The sequence below is a fragment of the Rubricoccus marinus genome, from assembly GCF_002257665.1.
GTDB lineage: Bacteria > Bacteroidota > Rhodothermia > Rhodothermales > Rubricoccaceae > Rubricoccus > Rubricoccus marinus.
In genome coordinates this window covers 67934-90452 of record NZ_MQWB01000014.1, presented here as the reverse complement: position 1 = coordinate 90452, position 22519 = coordinate 67934, and the positions used below count along the sequence as shown (strand labels likewise).

The 22519-nt window shown below is 72.5% G+C and carries 17 protein-coding genes; 12 read left to right on the top strand and 5 right to left on the bottom strand.

Annotation, left to right across the window (positions count from 1 at the left end; genetic code table 11):
- Window positions 1–221, top strand: a 221-nt coding sequence (locus BSZ36_RS19775; RefSeq protein ID WP_218827766.1) for an alpha/beta fold hydrolase, incomplete at its 5' end; no start/stop codon positions are given.
- Window positions 222–497: 276 nt separating this feature from the next.
- Here BSZ36_RS19775 and BSZ36_RS18435 read toward each other — a convergent pair.
- The 3 genes from BSZ36_RS18435 to BSZ36_RS18425 all read right to left on the bottom strand — a co-directional run bounded on the left by BSZ36_RS18435 (window position 498) and on the right by BSZ36_RS18425 (window position 3031).
- Window positions 498–695, bottom strand: a complete 198-nt coding sequence (locus BSZ36_RS18435) for a hypothetical protein (RefSeq protein WP_094552086.1) — start codon at window positions 693–695, stop codon at window positions 498–500.
- A 2-nt stretch (window positions 696–697) separates the two neighbouring features.
- Window positions 698–1234, bottom strand: coding sequence for a hypothetical protein (locus tag BSZ36_RS18430; RefSeq protein ID WP_094552082.1), 537 nt, complete (start codon window positions 1232–1234; stop codon window positions 698–700).
- Between the two features lie 477 nt (window positions 1235–1711).
- Window positions 1712–3031: a replication initiation protein gene (locus tag BSZ36_RS18425; RefSeq protein WP_179271294.1), complete on the bottom strand. Its 1320-nt coding sequence runs from the start codon at window positions 3029–3031 to the stop codon at window positions 1712–1714.
- 1277 nt (window positions 3032–4308) lie between these two features.
- Between BSZ36_RS18425 and BSZ36_RS20200 the strand changes: the two genes are divergently transcribed.
- The 11 genes from BSZ36_RS20200 (at window position 4309) to BSZ36_RS18370 (ending at window position 19052) form a co-directional block, all read left to right on the top strand.
- Window positions 4309–5160 (top strand): M23 family metallopeptidase, encoded by an 852-nt coding sequence (locus tag BSZ36_RS20200; protein ID WP_094552075.1) that lies wholly within the window; start codon window positions 4309–4311, stop codon window positions 5158–5160.
- The gene (locus tag BSZ36_RS18415) at window positions 5157–5525 is read left to right on the top strand and encodes a plasmid mobilization protein (RefSeq protein WP_094552072.1); all 369 of its coding nucleotides are present in this window, start codon (window positions 5157–5159) and stop codon (window positions 5523–5525) included. The genes BSZ36_RS20200 and BSZ36_RS18415 overlap by 4 nt, the downstream gene beginning before the upstream one ends.
- A 1-nt stretch (window position 5526) precedes the next feature.
- Window positions 5527–7338, top strand: coding sequence for a relaxase/mobilization nuclease domain-containing protein (locus BSZ36_RS18410; protein ID WP_094552069.1), 1812 nt, complete (start codon window positions 5527–5529; stop codon window positions 7336–7338).
- Window positions 7339–7399: 61 nt separating this feature from the next.
- On the top strand, window positions 7400–7822 hold the full coding sequence (locus tag BSZ36_RS18405; protein ID WP_094552066.1) for an ArsR/SmtB family transcription factor: 423 nt from the start codon (window positions 7400–7402) through the stop codon (window positions 7820–7822).
- Window positions 7819–8190: a hypothetical protein gene (locus BSZ36_RS18400; protein ID WP_094552062.1), complete on the top strand. Its 372-nt coding sequence runs from the start codon at window positions 7819–7821 to the stop codon at window positions 8188–8190. Before BSZ36_RS18405 ends, BSZ36_RS18400 begins: the two co-directional genes overlap by 4 nt.
- A gap of 197 nt (window positions 8191–8387) precedes the next feature.
- Window positions 8388–12905, top strand: coding sequence for a CusA/CzcA family heavy metal efflux RND transporter (locus BSZ36_RS18395; RefSeq protein WP_094552059.1), 4518 nt, complete (start codon window positions 8388–8390; stop codon window positions 12903–12905).
- Between the two features lie 46 nt (window positions 12906–12951).
- The gene (locus tag BSZ36_RS18390) at window positions 12952–14160 is read left to right on the top strand and encodes an efflux RND transporter periplasmic adaptor subunit (protein ID WP_094552056.1); all 1209 of its coding nucleotides are present in this window, start codon (window positions 12952–12954) and stop codon (window positions 14158–14160) included.
- A gap of 19 nt (window positions 14161–14179) precedes the next feature.
- Entirely contained in the window at window positions 14180–14920 is a 741-nt protein-coding gene (locus BSZ36_RS18385; protein WP_094552053.1) for a class I SAM-dependent methyltransferase, read from the top strand.
- 127 nt (window positions 14921–15047) lie between these two features.
- Window positions 15048–15851: a cation efflux transmembrane domain-containing protein gene (locus BSZ36_RS18380; RefSeq protein ID WP_094552050.1), complete on the top strand. Its 804-nt coding sequence runs from the start codon at window positions 15048–15050 to the stop codon at window positions 15849–15851.
- 2 nt (window positions 15852–15853) lie between these two features.
- Entirely contained in the window at window positions 15854–16498 is a 645-nt protein-coding gene (locus tag BSZ36_RS18375; RefSeq protein ID WP_094552046.1) for a methyltransferase domain-containing protein, read from the top strand.
- Window positions 16491–19052, top strand: a complete 2562-nt coding sequence (locus BSZ36_RS18370; protein WP_094552043.1) for a heavy metal translocating P-type ATPase — start codon at window positions 16491–16493, stop codon at window positions 19050–19052. The genes BSZ36_RS18375 and BSZ36_RS18370 overlap by 8 nt, the downstream gene beginning before the upstream one ends.
- On the opposite strand, the gene BSZ36_RS18365 is transcribed toward BSZ36_RS18370, so the two are convergent.
- Together BSZ36_RS18365 and BSZ36_RS18360 are read right to left on the bottom strand one after the other, a co-directional pair.
- Window positions 18998–20896 carry a type IV secretory system conjugative DNA transfer family protein gene (locus tag BSZ36_RS18365; RefSeq protein WP_094552040.1) on the bottom strand — a complete coding sequence of 633 codons (1899 nt, stop codon included), beginning with the start codon at window positions 20894–20896 and terminating at the stop codon, window positions 18998–19000. The genes BSZ36_RS18370 and BSZ36_RS18365 overlap by 55 nt on opposite strands.
- A gap of 1 nt (window position 20897) precedes the next feature.
- Window positions 20898–22490 carry a TraB/TrbI/VirB10 family type IV secretion system protein gene (locus BSZ36_RS18360; RefSeq protein WP_094552037.1) on the bottom strand — a complete coding sequence of 531 codons (1593 nt, stop codon included), beginning with the start codon at window positions 22488–22490 and terminating at the stop codon, window positions 20898–20900.
- Window positions 22491–22519 lie beyond the last annotated feature (29 nt).

Here is a 22519-nt window from a genome sequence, read left to right as displayed (position 1 = left end):
GTCAGGACCGGGTGTGCTTCCCCTCGCAGGCCGAGCGGGCGACGGCGCGGTTCCCCGGCGCGCGGCTCGAGTGGCTCGACCGGTGCGGGCACTTCCCCCAGTGGGACCGCCCGGAGGAGGCGGTCCGCCTCATCCTGGCCGCTACCGGGAACGCCGCAACCGGAACGAGCGAGGCGCGGGGCGTTCAGAGCCCGGCCGCAGGCCCTGACTCTGCGGCCTGACGCCCCCCTCACCCTGCCCGGTCCTGGACCCGCACGGCCGCCTCTATGACGCCGCCGTACACGAGGTGCCCGATGAACCCCCGGGCGTGCGTCTGCCACTCAGTCCGCCGTCTGACAGGGCGCGCAGAAGCCCCCTGACTCGATGCGGCCCGACTCTCGGCAAGCGGCTTCCCCTCTTGCAGGTGGTCACACGTTTCTGCCCGCTACCCTCACTACGGTGGCAAGCAAGACGGCCAACCCCACTACGCACCGTGCGTAACGCACGGTGCGGAACGGTCAACCAGACGACCGCTCGTACGCCCTGACGTCCTCGACCAGACCCGCTCGGAACGAGAGCAGCGGGGCCATCGCCCGGTCGAGCTCCTGCCCGCTCAGGCCCGCCTCGGCGAGCGCCGCCCGCTGGCGGTGGAGGGTCTCGGCGTTCTCAGCGAGGCGCTGGAGCGCCCGTCGGTGCTCGGCGTCTGTCGCGATCACGGCTAGAATAGGCGGGCGGAGGGGAAGGCCTCCTCGAGCTCCGCGACCGTCGGCCCAACGACGACGGTGACCGGCCCCTCGTATGCCGGAGGGTACGAGGGGCCGACCGGCAGCGTGTTCCACCAGCCCTCCTCCTTGTTCTCCTCGCCCTTGCGCAGGGACACGAGGACGCCCGCCTTGAACTCCAAGACCAGGTCGAGCGACTCTTCGGTCTCCGAGTCATACTCGTAGACGTGGGCCGTCCCCGTGTACGTCACGCGGTCCCACGTCCGGTGGGTCTCCACACTCTCGTAGCCGTTCTCGATCGCATATCGCTCGTGGAAGGCGCCGAGCCCCTCCCCTTTCTCTTCGACGTACGCCTGAAGCTCCTCGCGGCGCTCGTCGGTGAGTGGCCTCTTCTCCCGGTGCACGGTCTCCTCCTCGAGCACGGCCCCGTCGCCGACCCGGTACGTGCTCATCGTCGAGCCGAGGTCCTTGGTCTGGTACCCGTCCCCCTCGAAGGGGCCAGACGTGATTCGGAAGTGGTCGAACAGCCCCATGATGCGTCGTGTGTCTGGGGCCTCATTCTACGTCGGGCACCGCCCCCTGAATCCGTGACGCGACCCAAGAGCCATCGTGGTTGCTCCACGGGCAGACGACGGCCTCATCGTGGGAGGCCCGTCCCTCGCCGCCTGCCGACGACTCGCCGGTGCCGCCCCGCAACGACGGCCCAGACCCCTCGGACGCTCCCGCTGGGGTTAGTAACCCAAATGGGAGCGACAGCTCCTCGCCCCCCGGAACGCCGCGTGTCCCCACCAGATGGTGCCCCACCGGGCGGTCGCGGCCCGTCGGGACCGAGGACGTGAGCGCTGGGAGCGGTTGACTAAATGGGCCGAGTTGCCAAGACGGTCAACTCGGCCCATTTAGTCAACTCATCCCTGTAGAGGCCACGCGACCTCCCCGCCGCCGAAGGGTGCCCACGCCGCAACCGAGATCCGGGAACGCCTCTCGGCTCGCCGCGCGTGGAGCCGAGGGGCTCACGCCTCCCGCTCCCGCATCACGTCGCGGCGGGCCACCTGGAGCACGGACCGCACGGCGATCCCGAGCCCGTCCGTCTCACCCACCTCGACGGCGCCCTCGATCTCGCGCCACCACCCGCTCCCGGACGCCCGGAGCAGGGCGACGGCCTCGGCGTCGAGCACCGCGCGGTCGGCGTCCGAGAGCGCCGCGACGGCCGCGTCGAGTTGGCGGTTCTCGGCGTCGTCCTCGTCCCCGAGCGAACGGACCGCGACAACGGCGGGCGACGGGAAGAGCGCCTGCTGCTCGGCCGCCTTGGCGCCTTTCGCCTTGGCCTCCCCCCGCTTCTTTCGGGCCGACCGGTCCCCCCGCTCGTAGTCGCTCCGGACGGCGGCGACCGTGTAGGCGGCGAGGTTCTTGATGTCGTCGCCGGCCGCCAGCTTGGCCTCGACGTAGCCGAGGTTGCGCCCGACCCGGTCGGCGTCGAACTCGGTCGAGAGGTCGAGGGCCTGGGCCTCGCTGAGCCCGAACTCGACGAGCTTCATCTGGACCGGCGCCAGCAGCTCCGCCGGCTCCGGCGCCAGCTCGCGGGGGTCGGGGAGCACGGCGGTCCCGAGCGCCTCGGCCATCTCGGACGTGCCGCCGCCGAGACCGCCCGGCGCCTCGGCCACCAGGAACTTGACGGCGACCACCCGGCGGCCCTCCTTCCGGGTCACCATCTCGACCCGGATGTCGGAGTGCTCGTTGACGCCGGCGACGGCGGGCTTGAACACGCGCTTGTTGAGGTACTTGTACTCCTCGTACTCGCCGTCTTCGACGCCCAGGAGCCCGCGCCACGTGTCGAGCGCGAGAAAACCGGTCGAGCCGACCTTCCGGAACCGGACGCAGTTCTCGTAGAGCGCCAGCGCGTAGGAGCTCGCGAAGCGGGTCTGGACCGAGAGGTTGATCCGGGCGTAGATCTGGGGGTTGGCGAGCCGGCGCCGGAGCGGGGCCGGGTACGAGTACGTGCACACGCCCGTCCGGCGCTCGACGCGGGCCGAGGCCAGGAACGAGCTCACGCCCCACTCGCCCTCGTCGTCGCCCTCGCCGAGCACGTCCCACTCGATCTTGTAGTCGACGAGCGAGCGGAGCGCGTTCTTGAGCAGCTTCGAGTCCTTCGAGTCGAACCCGACGACGTCGGCCAGGATGGGCAAGTTGATCGAGTGCTCAGCCACCGACGGGTCGTCGAGCTCGTCGTAGGCGTTGAGGAGCAGGACGTTCGAGACCTTCCGTTCGAGGAGCGAGAGCGCTCCGCGGACGTGGACGGCCCCGACGTGTTTTTTGATTTCGGCGCCGTTCACGTGGCCAGCGAGGAGGTTCTGGAGGCGGTTGCCCCCCGTCGGTCGGGTGGGTGGACGCTTGCAGGGTACGGACGCCCCCACGTCCAGGCAACGCGCCGAGGCCTCGGTACCCGGACCGGCCCCTGTAGCATCCTGAGCGGCGATTTGCGGAGTCCAGCTCATGTCGACTGGAACCCCTCCCCCGTAAACGTCCACCTAACGCCCCGCAAACGTCCACCTATCTCCAGCGGCTCGCCGGACGATCCGGCGACGGTTCGCAGAAAACGGCTCCTAATCTCTCCGGTGGCCGCTTTTACCACGATCAGCGCTCGCTGGAGAGCCATCGAGAGCGCTCCCCGTATCCGTCCACCTATCTCCCCGTAGGCGTCCACCTGTCGCCCCGTATCCGTCCACCTATCTCCCCGCAGGCGTCCACCTGTCGCCCCGTATCCGTCCACCTTTGGTCCCGGATCTCGTTGCGCCGCAACAGGATGGGCACCCCTAAACGTATTAAACATGTTCTAAAGGTTATTAAACGACGACGGGGCGCGCGCGTCGGAGAAGGATGAGTCTGTTGAAAGCCAAAGGCCCCTAGACCGAGAGCGCAGTCGCAAGCGTGGGAGGCTCACCGCGGGTCACCTTCTCCCCGCAAACGTCCACCTCAGAGCGGATCAACAGTCGCAGGCCACTGCCCAGCGATGGCCGCCTCGGGCTCCGCCACGGAGGGGTCTGTTGCTCGCCGTCGGCTCCTGGCGCTCCACGCACCCAACGGTACTCTCTGACCGCCGTCTCGCCCTGAGAGCCTGGCAAGTCGATAGGTGGACGTTTACGGGGAGCACTGCTGCCCATCCCGCCCGAGGATGGTCCCCCGTAAACGGGTACCTTTGGGGACCAGAGGGCGACCACCTACTGGTGCCGGAGAACCGGGAGCTGGTCGACCGTCCACCCGACGACGGGGGCCAGGTGCACGGGGCGGCGTCTTCAAGGCGTACACGCTCAGCGTTGGGGTGCGTAGGCCGTAGGCACGGTGCCGCCCGTATGGAGGCCCTGTAGAGTGGTACCTCTCGCCCCGTAAACCGGTACCTCTCGGCTGGATCGCACGGGCAGGAACCGAAGATCACCCTCGACGATGGTGTACAGCCGGATGTGAGCGACCTTGGAACGGGCACAAGCAGACGCCCTGTAAACGGGTACCCTTCGGTGAGGTTGAACCCGTGGAGCAAGGGTGGCCGTCGAGGCTTTTGTCCCAACACGTGAGCCGCCGCAGATGCGGAGCGCGCTGGGCAAGGCGACGTGTCATGACGCTGCCCGTGCCCACCCCTACCCGCCCCTCTCCGCGACGGCTCCGTCTGGCCTCAGGCGTGCTCGTCCTCGGGGCGGCTCTGGCGACGCCTTTCGCGGCCCCCTCATCTATCGCGGACGCGGAGTCTCCACGCCGACCCGCGTCCGTGCTCCGCCAGCTCGGACTCGCGGCAGCGGACTCCCCCACCGAAGACGCCCAACCGGCTCCCCTTGAGGCTCGACCCCGAAGGGCTCACCGGCGTCCTGCGATCCAGCGAGTGCCGCTGGTCGTCCGACCCGCCAGCGGCCCGGTGAGCTCCCCGTTCGGGTGGCGGCGGCATCCCGTCTCGGGACGCTCCCGCCACCACGACGGCGCCGACCTCGCGGTCCCACTCGGCAGCACCGTTCGGGCCGTAGTCTCTGGCGTCGTCCGCTCCGTCGGTCGCCGATCCGGATACGGGCTCGTCGTCGAGATCGAGCACCGACCGGCCCCTGGGCGCGCGCCTTTCCGGACGCTCTACGCCCACCTCGCCGAGGCAGACCAGAGGTTCCGCCGCGGCACCCAAGTCCGAAGTGGGCAGCCTGTCGGAGCCAGCGGCGGCGTGCCCGGCCGCGACGGCACCTCAACCGGCCCCCACCTCCACTTCGAGGTCCGCGACGCCTCCGGGCGAGCGCTCGACCCGGCCCCGTTCCTCGGCGCGCCTCCGGCTCGCCACAAGGCAGATGAACAGCGGTGGCAAGTTATGTTTTCGTCCGGACGAAAACCCCTGACGGCCCAGCAGGCGCGCCGCCTGCGACGGCCCACCCGGGCCGCATTCGCACTGCCGCCAGCGGCAGGCTCAAGGGGCACGACGAGGCGGCCGAGATGACGACCGACTCCACCTCGGGCAGCGCCCAGAGCGCCAGCCCGGCACCGCGGAAGAAGGGTGGCCGACCGCGAGGAACCCGACGCAGCGCCAAGGTCGAGGTGCGTGTGAGCGCGGCCGAGAAGGCCGCCCTCCAGGGCTCCGCTCGCGAGGCCGGACTCACCGTCTCCGAGTACGTCCGCCGACGGTCTCTCGGCCAGCCCGTCACGGCGCGGGCCGACCGCGAGACCCGAGTGCTCCTCCGCCGGATCGGGGTCAACCTCAACCAACTCGCGCGGGTCGCGAACACGTCGGGGGCGACCGCCGCCAGCGGCCCGCTTGAGGAGGCGCTCGCACAGCTCCGCCGCGTGCTCACAGGGCTCGGCTGAAATGGTCGCGAGCGCCAGCACGGGGTCCAGCTTCGCCGGCCTCGCCGACTACCTCGGCGGCGGCGAGGAGCGCGTGGGATGGGTCGAGACCCGGAACGTGTTCGCGGACGACGTGCCCGGGACGGTCGCCGAGATGCGCGAGCAGGCCGGGCTCTCGGCGCGGTGCCAGAAGCCGGTCTACCACGTCACGATCGCCTTCGACCCGTCCGACAATCCGACCGAGGCGGAGGTCCGGGAGGCCGTCGACCGCACGCTGCGCGACGTTGGGCTCCAGGACCATCAGGCCCTCGTCGTTCGGCACGTCGACCGGGACCACGCGCACGTCCACGTGATGGTCAACCGCGTCGGGCCGGACGGCCGCGCGTGGTCGACGTCGCAGGACCGGCGGCGGCTCCGGGCGTCGGTCGAAAGCCAAGAGCGGGAGCTCGGCGTCCGGTGGACCGGCCGGAACGCCCGCGCCGCTGGCGTCGCCCACGAGACCGACCGGGGCTTTGCGCGCGAGGTCCGCGACCGAGTACTCGTCGATCTCAAAGACGCGCCGACCTGGGCCGACCTCGACGCCCGGCTCCAGGCGAAGGGGCTCCGCATCGAGCGACGGGGCCGAGGGGCCGTCGTGACCGACGGAAAACGGGAGGCCAAGCTGTCGTCGGTGAGCCGGACGGTCAGCCGCCCCCATCTGGAGAAACGCCTGGGGAGCCTCACGGCTCATCAGCGGGGACGGGGAGCAGGAGCTCCAAAGGGACAGAGGCGCTCGCTTGAGACGCCCGCCAAGGGTCACGCCTCACGCCGACGGGCCTCTGGCGCCGCGCGTCGCTCGGTCCTCCGTGCCCGCCGCGTGGGTCGGTCCGTGGGGCGCGCCGTGGCCACGGACGGAGAGCGCGACGCCGACGAGGTCTTCGCCAGGACCATCCTGCGAACGGGGAGCAGGGCGGCGCTCCGCGCCGCCGGTCGAGGTGGACGGAAGGCTTCTGGCGAGAGCCCACGTGCTCGGGAGACGCCTTCGTCACACGCTGGCCGGAGCTACGAGGCCCGCGCGCGAGCCCGGGACGTGCGCCGAGGAGGCCGCGTCGACCGGATGGAACGGGCCGTCCTCGACCACGCGCAGACGGCTCGTCTGGTGGCCGAGCGCGAGAAGGTGCTCCAGGCGGTCGCCCGGATCGAGGGCACGGCCGCAGCGGCCGTCACGCGCGCGCAGAAGGGACTCGCCGAGGCCCAGGTGCGAGCATCGGACGGGAGGCGCGCGTTCGGGGCCGCGATGGCGGAGACGTACGCGGAGCCCGGCGCGGCTGCGCAGGCGTACCTGAAAGACGCCGAGGCGGTCGGAGTCGGCCGGGCGACCGAGCGGATGGCCGTCGATCCCGAGCGGTACGGGGTGCTCAGGGCGACTCCGGCGCGGTCGAAGTACAGCCTGGTCAGGGGGACGACGACGGAGCCTGCCCGCACGGCCGCTCCGCTGGCGGCGCGCCATGGACGCGCATTCGTGGAGGCCCGCGAGGTCGTGCGGACGGCGGAGGCAGACGTGAAGCGAGCCGGGGAAACGCACCGCACGGTGGCCTCCGAGCTCTCGGGCCTCCGCTCGTCTGATCCGGCGTCCAACGCTCACGGGTTTGGCCCCGAAGCGATCCGGGCGCGGCTCGAACGGTTGGACCGGACGCTGCGGGAGAAGGGGACGCGGGCACCCGGCGTGCGGCTCCAGGCCCTCCGGTCGGACGGCGCCGTGGGCCGGGCGCTCCAGGCCCGCGTCGGATCTGTGGGGGTGTCCGTCGCCCAGGCTGCGGCCAAGACGGCGGCCAAATCGGTGGGACGAGAGTGAACCCAGCGCGAATCGTGTGTTGGCTCCGAGTCGTCCTCCGAGCCGTCCGTATGTTTGAGCTGTGACTCAAACGTCAACCGATTCCGACGCCTGCACCGTCCGCCGTGTCCACCCCGACGCGGTGGAGGCTGCGGCCGACCATCTGTCTGAGCGCGCCGACGTGCTCGACGGCGCCCGCGCGCTCTTTGCCGCGCTCGGCGACCCGACCCGGCTCCGGCTCCTCGCAGCCCTCCAGACCGGCCCGCTCTGCACGTGCGACCTCGCGGCCACGCTCGGCGTGACCGAGTCGGCCGTGAGCCACCAGCTCCGCGGCCTCCGCGCGCTCCGGCTCGTCGCGAGCGAGCGCGATGGGAAGATGGTCTACCACAGGCTCGACGACGACCACGTGGCCGCGCTCCTGAGCGTGGCCGCCGAGCACGTCGCCGAAGGAGCGGTTGAGAACGAAACGTCGGCTGCCGATACTCCGTTGGCTCTCGACGCATGACCACGCTCCGCCGCCTCCTGCCCTCGCTCGCCGCGCTTCTCGCGGTCCTCGTCGTCGTCCAGACGACGGACCTCGTCGCGTGCGCCGACGAGGCGCTCGCGGCCGAGACCGGTGAGACGCACACCGACGCCCGCCTCGCGCAGGGCGGCCACGACGTGCCCGCCCCCGGCGACAGCCACGACGAGGGCGAGCACGAGCACGAGGAGGGCACCTTTGCCGACTGCTTGTGCCACGTCGTGTTCACGCCGACCGGGATCGTCCCGGCCGCCGGCGTCCGACCGGCGTCCGAGCCCACCGAGTTCGCGTACGTCGCGGACGCCCCGCCTGAGGTCGAGCCGCTGGGGCTGGACCACGTCCCCCTCGCCTAGGACCGTCCGCACGAAGGGATAGGTCTGTCCGCGAACTGAGGTCTTCGGCCTCGGTCGCGTAGAGCGCCGACCCGTGTGGACCGCCACGTCTGTTGGAGACGTGGCCCGAACCCACCCCGCCCGCCACTGGCGGACGCACGCCCGTGCGTCGCCGTGCGGCTGGCGGGACCCCGTCCTCCCCGGTTCTCGGTCCCCCCATGTTTGATCGCATCGTCGCGTTCTCGCTCCGCCAGCGAGTGCTCGTCTTGTTCGCCACCGTCGGCCTCGTCGCCGCCGGCCTCTACGCCGCCACCCAACTCCCGGTCGACGCCGTCCCCGACGTCACCAACAACCAGGTCCAGGTCCTGACGCAGGCCCCGGCCCTGAGCCCGCTCGAAGTCGAGCGGTTCGTGTCGGTCCCCGTCGAGCTGGCGCTCAAGTCGCTGCCCGACTTGGTCGAGCTCCGCTCGCTCTCGCGTCAGGGCATCTCGGTCATCACCGTCGTCTTCGAGGACGGCGTCGACACCTACTTCGCCCGCCAGCTCATCTTGGAGCAGCTGAGGGGCATCGAAGACGAGCTCCCGCCCGGCGCCGAGACCCCCGAGCTCGGGCCGGTCTCGACAGGCCTCGGCGAGGTGTTCCGCTACACGCTCCGCGACACGACGGGCCGGTACTCGCCGATGGAGCTCCGCACGATCCAGGACTGGATCGTCCGACGCCAGCTCCTGGGCGTGCCGGGCCTCGCCGAGGTCAACTCCATCGGCGGGTACCTCAAGCAGTACCAGGTGCTCGTCGACCCCGACCGGCTCGCGGGCTACGGGCTCACGCTCCGCGAGGTGTTCGACGCGACGGCCGAGGCGTCCGGGAACGCGGGCGCGGCCACGATCGAGACCGGCCCCGAGCAACTGGCGGTGCGCACCGACGGCCTCGTGCAGTCGATGGACGACCTGCGCCAGTCGGTCGTCGCCACGCGCGGCGGCACGCCGGTCACGCTCGGCGACGTGGCCGAGATCACGCTCGGCCCCGCCGTCCGCTTCGGCGCGGCGACGCAGGACGGCGAGGGCGAGGTCGTGACCGGGTTCGCGTTGCAGCTCAAAGGGGCCAACGCCCGCGTCGTGGTGTCGGCCGTCAAGGACCGGATCGAGGAGATCCAGCGGGCGCTGCCGGAGGGCGTCGAGATCGTGCCGTACTACGACCGCACGGCGCTCGTGGACCGGACCATCGCGACGGTCGGCAAGCACCTCGCCGAGGGCGCGCTGCTCGTCATCGTGGTGCTCCTCATCCTGCTCGTCAACCTCCGCGCCGGGCTGGTGCTCGCGAGCGTGATCCCGCTCGCGATGATGGTCGCCTTTATCGGGATGTGGCTCACGGGCCAGAGCGCGAACCTCATGAGCCTCGGCGCCATCGACTTCGGGCTCGTCGTCGACGGCTCGCTCATCATCGTCGAGAACATCCTGAGGCGGATCGGGGTGATGCAGAAAGACGGCGGCGGCAGGCTGTCGAAGGAGGCCTTCCGCGACCTCGTCTACGAGGGGACGCTGGAAGTGCGGAAGGTGGCCCAGTTCGGCGAGGTCATCATCCTGGTCGTCTACCTCCCCATCCTCTTCCTGCGCGGCATCGAGGGCAAGCTGTTCGCGCCGATGGCGATGACGGTGAGCTTCGCGCTCCTGGGCGCCGTGATCCTCTCGATCACCTACGTGCCCGTCATGTGCTCGCTGGTGTTCGACCCGTCGAAGCCCGTCAAGCACTCGCCCATCATCGAGTGGCTCCACAAGATCTACCGGCCGCTCTTGGACCGTGCGATCGGGATGCGCGCCGTCGTGGTCGGGGGCGCCGCCGTGCTCTTCGCCGTGGCGGTCGCCAGCTTCGGCGGGCTGGGCGCCGAGTTCGTGCCGCGCCTGGACGAGGGCGACATCGCCGTCCAGATCATCCGGCTCCCGAGCGTGTCGCTGACCGAGTCCGTCGAGATCGCGGGCGACGTCGAGCAGCGGCTGATGGCCTTCGACGAGGTCGAGACCGTCGTCGGCAACACGGGCCGCGCCGAGATCTCGACCGACCCGATGGGCGTCGAGATCACGGACTCTTACGTCATCCTCAAACCCAAGGACGAGTGGCCCGAGGTCGACGGCGACCGGCGGACGAAGCCCGAGCTGGTGGCCGCCATGCAGGAGGCCGTCGAGGACGTGCCGGCGGGCGTCCAGTTCTACCAGCCCATCGAGATGCGCACGAACGAGCTCATCGCGGGGGCGCGGGGCGACGTCGTGGTCAAGCTCTTCGGCGAGAGCTACGACGAGCTCACGCCGCTCGCCGAACAGGTGCAGCGGATCGTCCAGGAGACGCCCGGCGCCTCGTCGGTGTCGATGGACCAGACGACCGGCTCGCCCCAGCTCGTCATCCGCCCCGACCGCGCGGCGCTCGCGCGCTACGGGCTCACCGTCGACGCCCTCAACCAGATCGTCCAGACGGCCGTCGGCGGGTCGGTCGCGGGCGAGGTCTACGAAGGCGAGCGCCGCTTCGACCTCGTCGTCCGGTTCGCTGAGGGCACGCGGTCGAGCCCGGCCGCCGTCGAGGCGCTGCCCGTCGTCACGCCGACCGGCGCGCGCGTGCCGCTCTCGGCGCTGGCGTCGGTCACGGTCGACTCCGGGCCGGTGTCCGTCTCGCGCGAGGAGGGCAGCCGCTTCGTCTCGGTCCAGTCCAACGTGACGGGCCGCGACCTGGCGTCGTTCGTCGAGGACGTCCAGACCCGCATCCGATCCGAGGTCGCGCTCCCGCCCGGCTACCGGGTCGACTACGGCGGGCAGTTCGAGAACCTGGAGGCGGCCACCGCCCGACTCGCGCTCGTGGTGCCGCTGGCGCTCGTCTTGATCTTCGTGCTCCTGTTCCAGACGTTCGGGTCGATGCGCCTCGCGGCGATCATCTACCTGTGCGTGCCGATGTCGATCGTCGGCGGGGTCGCGATGCTCTACGCGCTCGGGCTCCCGTTCTCGATCTCGGCGGGCGTGGGCTTCATCGCCCTCTTCGGCATCGCGGTCCTCAACGGGCTGGTCATGGTCGGCGCCATCCGCAAGTTCGAGGGGCACGGGCTTCCGCTCCGCGAGGCCGTCCTCGCAGGGGCCGACGAGCGGCTCCGCGCCGTCGTGACGACGGCTACGCTGGCGGGCATCGGGTTCATGCCGATGCTGCTCGGCAGCGGCGCCGGGTCCGAGGTCCAGCGGCCTCTGGCGGCCGTCGTGATCGGCGGCCTGCTCACGAGCACGGTCCTGACGCTCTTCGTGCTCCCGACCGTCTACGCCTGGATCGGCTCGGGCCAGGCGCCCGACCCGCTCCCGCAGGGCGAGGGCGCTGACCTCGACCGCCAGCTCGACGCCGAGGTCGCGTCGGACTGGGCGCCGACGGCTCCGGCCGTTCGCCGCGCCGACCCACACGGCGACGGCGACGCACTGGGGGATCCGGCGCCCCGGCGCCGCCCAGGGCTTGGACCCGCGCTCGCCATCGTGCTCCTCCTCGGCGCAGGAACGGCGCAGGCGCAGGACATTCCCCGGCTTCCTACGGGCGGTCTGACGCTCGCCGAGGCGCTCGACCAGGCCGAGGCCGTCGCGCCTGAGCTCCAGATCGGCACGGCCGCCATCGCGCGCGAGGCCGCCCGGCGCGAGAGCGCGGGCATCCTGCCGGCGACGGAGTTCTTCCTGGGCGTCGACCGCGTCCCGACTCTCGACGGCGGATTCGGGGGAACGGAGACGAGTGTGGGCGCGGCGCAGTCGTTCCGGCTCCCGGCCTACTACCAGGCCCAGCGCGGCGCGGCCGACGCGCTGCTCCAGCAGTCCGAGGTCGAACGCGACGCGCTCCGTAGGGGCGTCCGGCTGCGAGCGGCCCTCGCCTACGTCGAGGTCGTCTTCGCGGACGCCCGGCTGGCGCTCGCGGACTCGTCGGTCGCCGTCGCCCAGGGGTTCGCCCACGCCTCGAACCGCCGGTTCGAGCTGGAGGCCACCGGCGCGCTGGAGCCGCTCCAGGCCGAGGTGGCGCTCGCCCAGGCCGAGCGCGCCCGCGCTCAGGCCGCCGGGCAGGCGCAGTCCGCGCGGTCCGTTCTCCGGACGCTTCTCGCCGCCCGCGACCCGGTCGAGCTCGCAGACACGCTTCCCGACGGGCCGCTCGACGCCGGCCTCCCCGACCTCGACCGGCTGGCTGCGACCGGTGCGCTCGACTCGCTTCTGGCCCGGGCCAACCCCCGGATCGCCGCGGCCGAGTCGGCCATCGGCGTCGCCCAAGCGGAGGCGCGGGCCGTCCGCACCGAGCGGCTGCCGTCGTTCGGGGCCGAGGCGGCGCTCCAGACCGAGGGCGGCGCCGTCGGCTTTCTCGGGGGACGTGTCGGCGTGTCCGTGCCTCTGGCGCGGCGTGCGAACGACGCGCCCGACCGGGCCGCCGCCGCGGCCGTCGAGGTCGCCCGCTTCGAGCGCGACCGGCTCCTCGTCGGGCTGGCGGTCGACCTCCGCACCCGCGTCGCCAGGCTCCGCGCTGACGCCGAGCAGGTCCGGCTCTACGACGAGCGCCTGGTGCCCCAGGCCGAGCGCGCCTACGCCATCTCCATCCGGCTCCGCCGCGAGGGCGCGGCCACCTACCTCGAAGTGCTGCAAGCGCAGACGGCGCTGCTCCAGACGCGCGCCGACGCGCTCGACGTCCGCCTCGACGCCGCCCGTCTGCGGACCGAGATCGACGCGCTCCTCGACCCCTCTTTCTAGATCCTCCCGAGGCCTCTGGCGACCCAGACCTCTGACCCCGACTCCGATGAACCGACTCTTTCTGCTCGCTCTCCTTCTCGCCGTCCCCCTCGCGGGGTGCGGCTCCGACACCGAGGCCATCGACGACCACGCCGGTGAGGCGCCAGGCGCCCACTCCGACGACGAAGCCTCTGGCGAGGCCGACGACCACGGCGACGAGATCACGCTCACCGAAGCGCAGGCCGCGGCCGTCGAGATCGAGACCGCCGTGGTCCAGGCGTCGCCGCTGGCGGCCGAGCTCCGCGTGCCCGCGCGCATCGTGCCGACCGAGACCGGCCGTGCCCAGGTCGGCGCGCTCGTGGACGGCCGCGTCGTGCAGCTCCTCGCGGCCGAAGGCCAGGCCGTCCGCCGGGGCGCCGCCGTCGCCGCCATCGAGAGCCCCGAGGTGGCCCGCTTGCAGGGCGAGTACCTCCAGGCCCAGGCGCGCGTGACGCAGGCCCGCCAGCAGCTCGACCGCTCGCGCCAGCTCGCCGCCGAGGACCTCATCTCGGGCACGCTCCTGGAGCAGGCCGTCGCCGACGCGAGCGCGACCCAGGCGCAGGCCGCCGCGCTCGCGGGCGAGGTCCGCGCCCACGGCGGCTCGATTCCGTCGGGGCCGGGCGGCGTCACGGGCCGCGTGACGGTCGCGACGCCCATCTCGGGCGTCGTGTCCGAGCGCCAGGCCGAGCTCGGCGCCTTCGTCCAGGCCAGCGCCCCGCTCTACGAGGTCATCGCGCCCGGCCAGGTCTACGCCGACGCCAGCATCGACCCGGCCGCCGCGGTCGCCATCGGGCAAGGCGACGTGGCCGTGGTCGAGGCGCCCGGCGGGCGGCGCTACCGGGGCGTGGTCCAGTTCGTCGGGGCCGAGGTGGCGGGCGAGACACGCACGGCGACGGTCCGGCTCCGCGTGACCAACGCGACGGCCGAACTCCGGCCCGAGACGTTCGTGACGGTCGTGTTCGACGTCGAGGCGGGCGAGGGCGCTGAGGCCGGGCGTACGGCGATCACCGTCCCGACGGAGGCCGTCGAGCGCGAAGGCGCCCAGGCGTTCGTCTACGTCCCCGTGGACGGTGAGCCCCGCACCTACGCCCGTCGCGCGATCTCGCTAGGACAAGCGACCGGCGACCGCGTCGAGGTCACGGCGGGCCTGGAGCCGGGCGAGCGCGTCGTCGTGGACGGCGTGTTCGCGCTCAAGAGCTTCCGCAGCCGAGGCGAACTCTCCGAGCACGAGCACTAAACCACAGCCCGAAACCCCGATGAAGCGCATTACCCCTCTCGTTCTGGCTGCTGCCGCTGGCGGAGCCCTCCTCTGGCGCCGCGTCCGGCGCTCGGCCTCTGGCGAACCCACTGTCCTCGGACCCGACGCCGTCCGCCGACTCTACGACCGCCTCGCACCCGTCTACGACCAGGCCGCCACCGCCTACGGGCTCGTCGGGGGCGGACGCTACCGACGCCGGGCCGTCGAGTCGCTCCAGCTTTCGCCCGGCGACACGGCCGTCGACCTCTGCTGTGGCACGGGTGCCAACCTCCCCCTCCTCGTGGAGGCCGTCGGTCCCACCGGCCGAGTCGTGGGTGTGGACCTCTCGCCCGGGATGCTCGCCCAGGCGCGTCAGCGCGTCGAGGCCGCGGGGTGGGAGAACGTGGAGCTCATCGAGGCCGACGTTCGGGCGTTCGCGTTCCCCGAGCCCGTCCACGGCGTCCTCTCGACGTTCGGGATCGAGATGGTCCCCGAGCACGCCGACGTGATCGCGCGCGCCGTGGACGCCCTCACGCCTGGCGGCCGGGTCGCCGTCGGCGGGCTCCGCCGCCCCGACGGCTGGCCCGAGTGGCTCATCCGCGCGGGCGAGATCGTCAACCGACCGTTCGGGGTGAGCCGGGCCTACGAGGACATCCAGCCGTGGCGCTCGGTCGAGGCCCACGCCGAGGACGTCCACTACGAGGAGCACCTCCTCGGGGCCGCCTACCTCTCCACCGGGCAGGCTCCCGATCCCTCGTGACGATCCCGCTGCCCTCCGCGAAACCAATACACCGAACGTTTGCACGTCGGCTCAAATGTTCTGTTAGTTTGAGCGCCTGCTCAAACGTATCGAGCGCTGCCCCTCCTCATCCCCTCGTAGACCGCTCGTGACTCGGACCCGCTACCACGTCGAGAAGATGGACTGCGCCGCCGAGGAGCGGCTCGTCCGCATGGCGCTGGCCGACGTCGAGGGCGTCGGGCCGCTCCGCTTCGACCTCCCGGCCCGCCATCTCGACGTCGTCCACGAGGGCGACCGGGCGAGGGTCAGCGTGGCGCTCGACGGGCTGGGGCTGGGCGCCCGCGAGATCGAGAGCGGCCTGGCCGCCCCGGGCGACCTCCGCGCGGAGCCGGCCCAGGAGCGCGGGCCGCTCTGGATCGCGCTCGCCATCAACGCCACGTTCTTCGTCGGCGAGCTCACGGCCGGGCTCGTCTCGGGCTCGATGGGCCTGGTGGCCGACTCGCTCGACATGCTCGCCGACGCCCTCGTCTACGCGCTGAGCCTGCTCGCGGTCGGCGGGACCGTCCTCCGCAAAAAGCGGCTCGCGCGGTGGAGCGGGTACTTGCAAGCGGGCCTCGCCGTCTTCGGGCTCGTCGAGGTCGTCCGCCGGTTCGTCACGGCCGAGGCGCCGCCCGACGTGCCGACCATGATCGTCGTGGCCGCGCTCGCGCTCGTGGGGAACGTGGCGACGCTCCTCGTCCTGCGCCGCGCCCGGGGCGGTAGCCCGGGTGAGGCTCACGTCGAGGCCTCATGGATCTTTACGTCCAACGACATCAAGGTCAACGGCCTCGTGATCGCCTCGGCCCTCGTCGTCTGGGCGACGGCCTCTCCGATCCCAGACCTCGTCGCGGGCGCGCTCATCTTCGTCGTAGTGGCGAACGGCGCGCGGCGGATCCTCGCCCTCTCCCGGTAGCCATGCCCGACCACTCGACCTTGTGGGACCGCCTCCGGTACACGCTTTACGCGCCGGTCTACGACCCCGTCGTCCGCCGCCTCGACGCCGGACGCCGCCGGTCGCTCGCGCTCGCCCAGGTCCAGCCCGGCGAGCGCGTGCTGATCCCCGGATGCGGGACCGGGCTCGACTTCGCGCACCTCCCGCCAGAGGCGGATGTCATCGCCGGCGACGTGGCGCCGGGCATGGTCCGCGCCGCGCGCGCCGAGGCGGCCCGCCTCGGGACCGGCATCGAGGTCCGGGAACTGGATGCCCACGCGCTCGATCTCCCCGACGCCTCGGTCGACGTGGTCCTGCTGCACCTCCTCCTCGCCGTCGTGCCCGACCCCGAGGCCGCGATCCGAGAAACCGCCCGCGTGCTCCGTCCCGGAGGCCGCGTCGCCGTCTTCGACAAGTTCCTCCCCGACGGCGAGCGACCGTCGCTCCGCCGCCGCCTCGCGGGGGCCGTCGCTCGCGTCGTCGCCACCGACCTCAACCGCCAGCTCGGACCGCTCCTGGACCACGCCGGGCTCGTCCTCGTCCACCGCGAGCCCGCTCTCTTCGGCGGCCTGTTCGAGGCCGCCCTCGCCCGCAAGCCCCTCTCTCCCGACCCTTCTCCTGATGCCTGACCCTCTCCGCCTCGACCTCCCGGTCCTTCTCCCCGACGCGCCAGACGCTCGCGACGCCTGCGTCACGCGCTTGACCGACGCGCTCGCGGCCACCTCCGGCGTCGAACGCGCCCACGTCGTCCCCGCCGAGGGCGGTCGTCCCGCTCAGCTCTGCCTGCACTACGACCCGAGCGCGGTCGCGCTCCCTCGCTTGCGGCGCACGGCCGAGGCCGCGGGCGCCCGCATCACGGAGCGCTACGGACACGTGCTCTGGCCCGCCGACGGGCTCGGGCACCAGCGCCGCGCCCGGACGGTCACCGAGCTCATCCAGAAGACGCCCGGCGTGGTCGAGGCCGAGGCCAACGCGACCGGCCCGGTCCGCATCGAGTTCGACCGCGAGGCGACGAGCGAGGCCGACCTGCGCCGCGCGCTGGCGGGTCTCGGCGTCACCGTTCGCGGCGACGATCCGCCGGAGGTCGCCGCAGCCGAGGGCGATGACCACGCCGGTCACGACCACGCGCCCGGCGAGGGCCACGACGACCACAGCGGGCACGACCACGCCCCAGGCGCGCACGGAGGGCACTCCCACGGCGGCATCTTCGGTGAGCGGACCGAGCTCATCTTCGCCATCCTGAGCGGCGTCTGTGTTGGGCTGGGCTGGGCGCTGGCGACGTTCACCGGCGTCGCGGAGACCGTCCCGTTCGTGCTATTCCTGGGCGCGTACCTCTTCGGCGGCTGGTTCACCGTCCGCGAAGCCTACGATTCGATCCGGGCGGGCCGCTTCGAGATCGACTTCCTGATGCTGGTCGCCGCGGCAGGCGCCGCCGCGCTCGGCGAGTGGTTCGAGGGTGGGTTGCTGCTGTTCCTGTTCTCCATCGGCCACGCGCTCGAGGGCTACGCGATGGGCAAGGCGCGCCGCGCCATCGAGGCGCTGGGCGAGCTGGCGCCGGCGACCGCCCGCGTCCGGCGTGACGGCGTCGAGACGGAGGTGCCCGTCGGCGAGCTCCGCGTCGGCGACACGGTCGTGGTGCGCCCCGACGAGCGGATCGCGGCCGACGGCATCATGGCCGTCGGCACGAGCGCCGTCGACCAGGCGCCCGTCACGGGCGAGAGCGTGCCGGTCGACAAGCAACCTGCGCCCGACCTCGACGCCGCGCTGGCGGACCCCGAGGGCGCCGCGCCCGAGCACCGCGTCTTCGCGGGCACGCTCAACGGCTCCGGCGCGCTCGATGTCGTCGTGACGCGGCCCGCGGGCGAGACGACGCTGGCGCGCGTGGTCCAGATGGTGGCCCAGGCCGAGACCGAGCGCTCGCCCACGCAGCGGTTCACCGACCGGTTCGAGAAGATCTTCGTGCCGTCCGTGCTCGCGTTCGTGGTCGGTCTGATTGTCGTGCCGCCGCTCCTGGGAATGCTCGACGTCTGGTCGGAGCCGTTCTCGGAGAGCTTCTACCGCGCGATGGCCGTCCTGGTGGCGGCGTCCCCCTGCGCGCTCGCGATCGCGACACCGTCGGCCGTGCTCTCGGGCGTGGCGCGTGCCGGACGGAGCGGCGTGCTCGTCAAGGGCGGCGGCCCGCTGGAGGCGCTCGGCGGCGTGACCGCCATCGCGTTCGACAAGACGGGCACGCTCACCGAGGGCGAGCCGCGCGTGACCGACGTCGTCCCGGCCTCTGGCGCGACCGATGCGGAGCTGATCGAGGCCGTGGTGGCCGTCGAGCGCCTGAGTGAGCACCCGCTGGCTCGCGCCGTCGTGCGCGACCTGGCCGACCGGGCCACGGGCGCGGCGAAGGCCGAGGACTTGCAGAGCGTGACCGGCCACGGCATCCGCGCGACGCTCGCGGGCGAGGCGGTCGCGGTCGGCAAGCCGGACCTGTTCACGCTCGACGGCGGGACGGCGGCGCCCCCTGCCCTCTTGGAGCGCGACCGCGTGCTCAAAGCCGACGGCCGCTCGACGATGCTCGTCCAGCGCGGCGGCCGGTTCCTGGGCGTCGTGGGGCTCATGGACACGCCCCGCGAGGCCGCCAAGGGCGTGATCCGCCAGCTCCACGCGCTCGGCATCGAGACCACGATCATGATCTCGGGCGACGCCCAGGTCGTCGCCGAGTCGGTCGGCCGGGCCGTCGGCATCGACGAGTCGCGCGGCGACCTCCTGCCCGACGACAAGGTGGAGGCCATCAAAGCCCTCCGCCAGCAGGGCGAGGTGGCGATGGTGGGTGACGGCGTCAACGACGCGCCCGCGATGGCGAACGCGACGGTCGGCATCGCGATGGGCGCGGCGGGCTCCGACGTGGCGCTGGAGACGGCCGACGTGGCGCTCATGGCCGACGACTTGTCGAAGCTGCCGTTTGCGGTTGGCCTCTCGCGGAAGACGCGCGGGATCATCCGCCAAAACCTGTGGATGAGCCTCGGCATGGTCGCATTCCTCGTGCCAGCGACGCTCTTCGGGCTCGGCATCGGCCCGGCGGTCGCGCTCCACGAGGGGTCGACGCTCATCGTCGTCTTCAACGCCCTCCGGCTCCTCGCCTACAAGGAGCCGGGGGGACTCGCTGCGAGCCCCTCGAACTCACCGTCCTCGTAGAAGCGGAGCTTGTGGCACTGGAGGGGCCGGTGGCCGCGCACGAGGAGCAGTTGCTCACTGTCGTCCATCAGCCGGAGCTCGTCCGGCATCACGAGAGGGCGGCCGTGCTCGCTCATCGACGCCCCCTCGCTCCGCCCCGACGACCGGCTCTTGCCACGGCTCCGGCTCTTGCCCGTCGTGGCCCCGTGCGAGAACACGGTCCGGGTCCCGGTCATCTTCGAGAGGTACTCGGCCGTGAACTGGTCCGTCGTCCCAAAGGCCTGGACCACGTCGGTGTTCGCGATGAACGTCTCCCAGTCCTTCGGGTACGTCTGCTTGAGCTGGCCGAGGTCCTGGAGGAAGGGCCACACCTGGACCCCGTAGCCCGCCATGAGCGAGACGGCCCGGCGAACGGGCGCCATCGGGCCGAGCTGGGCGAACTCGTCCAGGAGAAAGAGCACCCGGCTCTCTCTTGCCCCGCCGCCAACCGTCATGGGCCGCGCTCGCGTCACGGCCACGAGCGAGGTCGCGACGACCAAGCGGAGCCAGCGCGAGAACGTATCGAGCCGGTCGGGCGGCACCACGAGGTAGACCGAGAGCCCGCCACGGGCGAGATCCGCTGGGTCGAACGTGCTCTCTCTCAGGACCGTCACCATCCGGGGCGAGTCGAGAAAGTGCGTGTGGCTCTGGGCCGACGAGACGACGCCGGACCGCTCGCGGTCGGCCTTCTGGCGGAGCCGGTTCGAGGTCCGCTGGACGGTCGCGTCGGGGTGGCCGCCCATCGTGACGAGCAGGTCGTCGAAGGGCTCGGGCGCGAGCGTCAAGAGCTCGCGGACGCGCGGAAGCGACCGCTCGGCTCCAACGCGCGAGAGCGCGACGTAGAGCACGAGCCCCGCCAGGAGCGCCTTCGCCTCCTCGTCCCAGAACGAGCCCTCGGCCCCGCCCTTCTGGGGCACCACGAGCATGTCGGCGATCATGGCCGCGTCGTCGGCCGCGTCCGGGCTGGCGGAGTCGATCAAGTCGAGCGGGTTGAGCGCGCCGCGCGCCGCCTCGACCTCGGCCTCGGGGAGCCCGAGGCGGCCCGCCAGCCCGAACGGGTCGAGCCCGACCACGCGCTGGCCGAGCCTCTGGCGCCGGTGCCTGGCTGTAATGGCGAAGTTCTCTCCCTTCGGGTCCGTCACGACGACCGCGCCGCCGTGGTTGAGCAGGTTGGGCACGACGGCGCCGACGCCCTTGCCCGCACGGGTCGGGGCGACCGTGAGCAAGTGGCCGGGTCCGTCGTAGCGCAGGACCGGCCCCGGCTTCCTCCGGCGCTTCGGCTGCCCTCTCCCGATGAGCACGCCGCTCGTGGCACCAGCTAGCGCGGCGCCGTCGCCCCAGGCGGCGGACCCGTGGCTCGACGACGCTTCGCGAGGCTCGGGCTTGGTAAGAAAGGCCATCGCGACGAGCGCGAGCGCCCACGCAAACCCGAACGACCACCCGGCCACCTGGACGGGCGTCGACCCGATGCCCTGCGTTCGGATCGCCTGGGCCACCCAGCGCGCGCCGTCGGAGGGCTCGTAGAGCGGGCCGACGAACACGGGCGCCATCACGACGAGCAAGAGCACGAGCGCCCACCCGCCCCGGTTGCGGTCCACGAGGACGGTGTGCCCGATCCCACCCAGCGCGCCCGCCGCCACGGCGAGGAGCAGGGCGTACGCCGGTGGGTCCGCGCTCCAGACCGGCTCGCCGAGCGCCGGGTGGAACTTGGCGTACCACGCCAGCGCGTGCGTCGCGACGACGCCCCCGACGCCCACCGGGACGGTGAGGAGCACCAGGAGCGCGCCGCCGGAGCGCGAGCCGGGGACGGTGTCCTGCGCCTCCACGCTACCGCCCTGACGGCGAGCGGCGCGGCACGGACGGCCGCACAAAGCGGAGCTCCGCCGGAGGCGTCTTGTACGGCCCGGCGAAAGCGAGGTCGCGCGCGAGGAAGACCGTGAACCGGTGGCCCGGCGCGATCCGGAGCGTCGGCTGCACGTCGAGCCCGCGCTCGACCACCTTCGAGGCCACGCGCGAGAGCTCGAGCGCGATCTGGCCCGCGATCACCTCCTGCGGGCTCTGCGCGTAGTCCTCGCCCCGCCCGCCGTCGGGCAGCGCGAGCTGGGCGCCCGCGCCGACGGTCGCGAGCAGGACGGCCGAGCCGAACGTCTGCATAAAGTGGCGGTCGACGCGGCCCCGGAGGCCCGAGTAGCCCCGGAGGTCCTTCGCGTCCAGGCCGGGGAGCGCGACCGAGCGGCCGTCGGGGAAGACGAGCCGCGTCCAGGCGACGAGCGCTCGGTTCTGGCCGTAGGCGATCTGGTCGTCGTACTCGCCGATGAGCCGGCTCCCCTTCGGGACGAGCACGTGGCGCTGCGAGCGGCTGTCGTAGACGTCGCGCGTGACTTGGCCCGTAACGGCGCCGGGCAGCTCGGAGTCGAGCCCGGTCACGAGCGCGGCCGGGATCACCGTCCCGGCCTGCAGCACGAACGGCGTCTCGGGCGACTGAACGCGGACGCCGTAGCGGCCCTCGCCGAGCGTTGACGTGCGCGCCGCGAACGCCCGGCGGCTCTCGGGGCCGGGCGAACCGCCAGAGGCCCTGCGCGGCGCCTCTGGCGCGACCAGGCCTCCGGACGGGCTCGCCGTCGGAGGAATAGCCGCCGTCGCCAGAGGCGCACGCTCCCGGGCCTCCGGCGCAGCGGTCGGCGGCGCGAACTGCTCGGCGATCAGGCGGATCTCGTCGACCTCGCGCTGGAGCTCGGGGTCGAGAGGCACGGCCTCGGGCGGCGGCCCACCGAATGGCGAGGCCGCGTCGAGCGTGAGCGCGCCCGCGCGGGCCACGACGGGCGAGAGCAGCGCGCGTTCGAAGGCGTCGGCCTCTGGCGTCGCCGTCTCCCCCATCGCCATCGCGCCACCCGAGGCGTACGAGGGCGACGTGTACGACGGAGCCGCGGCCGTCGGGCTGACCGACGCCGTGGAGCCGTAGTCCGGCGTGTAGGGCGGAGTGACGTAGGCCGCGCCATAGGGATCCGCGTACGGATCGGCGTAGAGCACGTCCGGCTCAGCCGCGAGCCTGGCGCCGTCGTCGGTTGCATACGGGTCGCCCCGCTCCAGGAACTCGGGAGGTGCCGCCTCGGGCCGCTCGACCGTGAGGTCGGCGTCGGGCGTGGCCGGGTCGCCCGAAAGCACGAGGAGACCCAGGAGCACGGCGGCGCCCGCGATCAGGAGCCCGCCGAGAACCAGGCGGCGGTTGACGCGGACGGGCTCGTAGCGGCCGTCGTCGGTGCCCGAGAGGAAGTCGCCGCGCGGGGCCTCGGGCTCGTCGGCGTCGAACGAGAATGGCTCGTCGGAATCAGACGGAGCTGCGTCCGCCAGCTCGAAATCGTCGAGGGCGGGATGGCGAGGGGCGTCGCCGTCGGGGGCGTCGAAAGGGTCGTGGGCCATCTGGATGGGCGGTTGAGTGGACGGCGTCG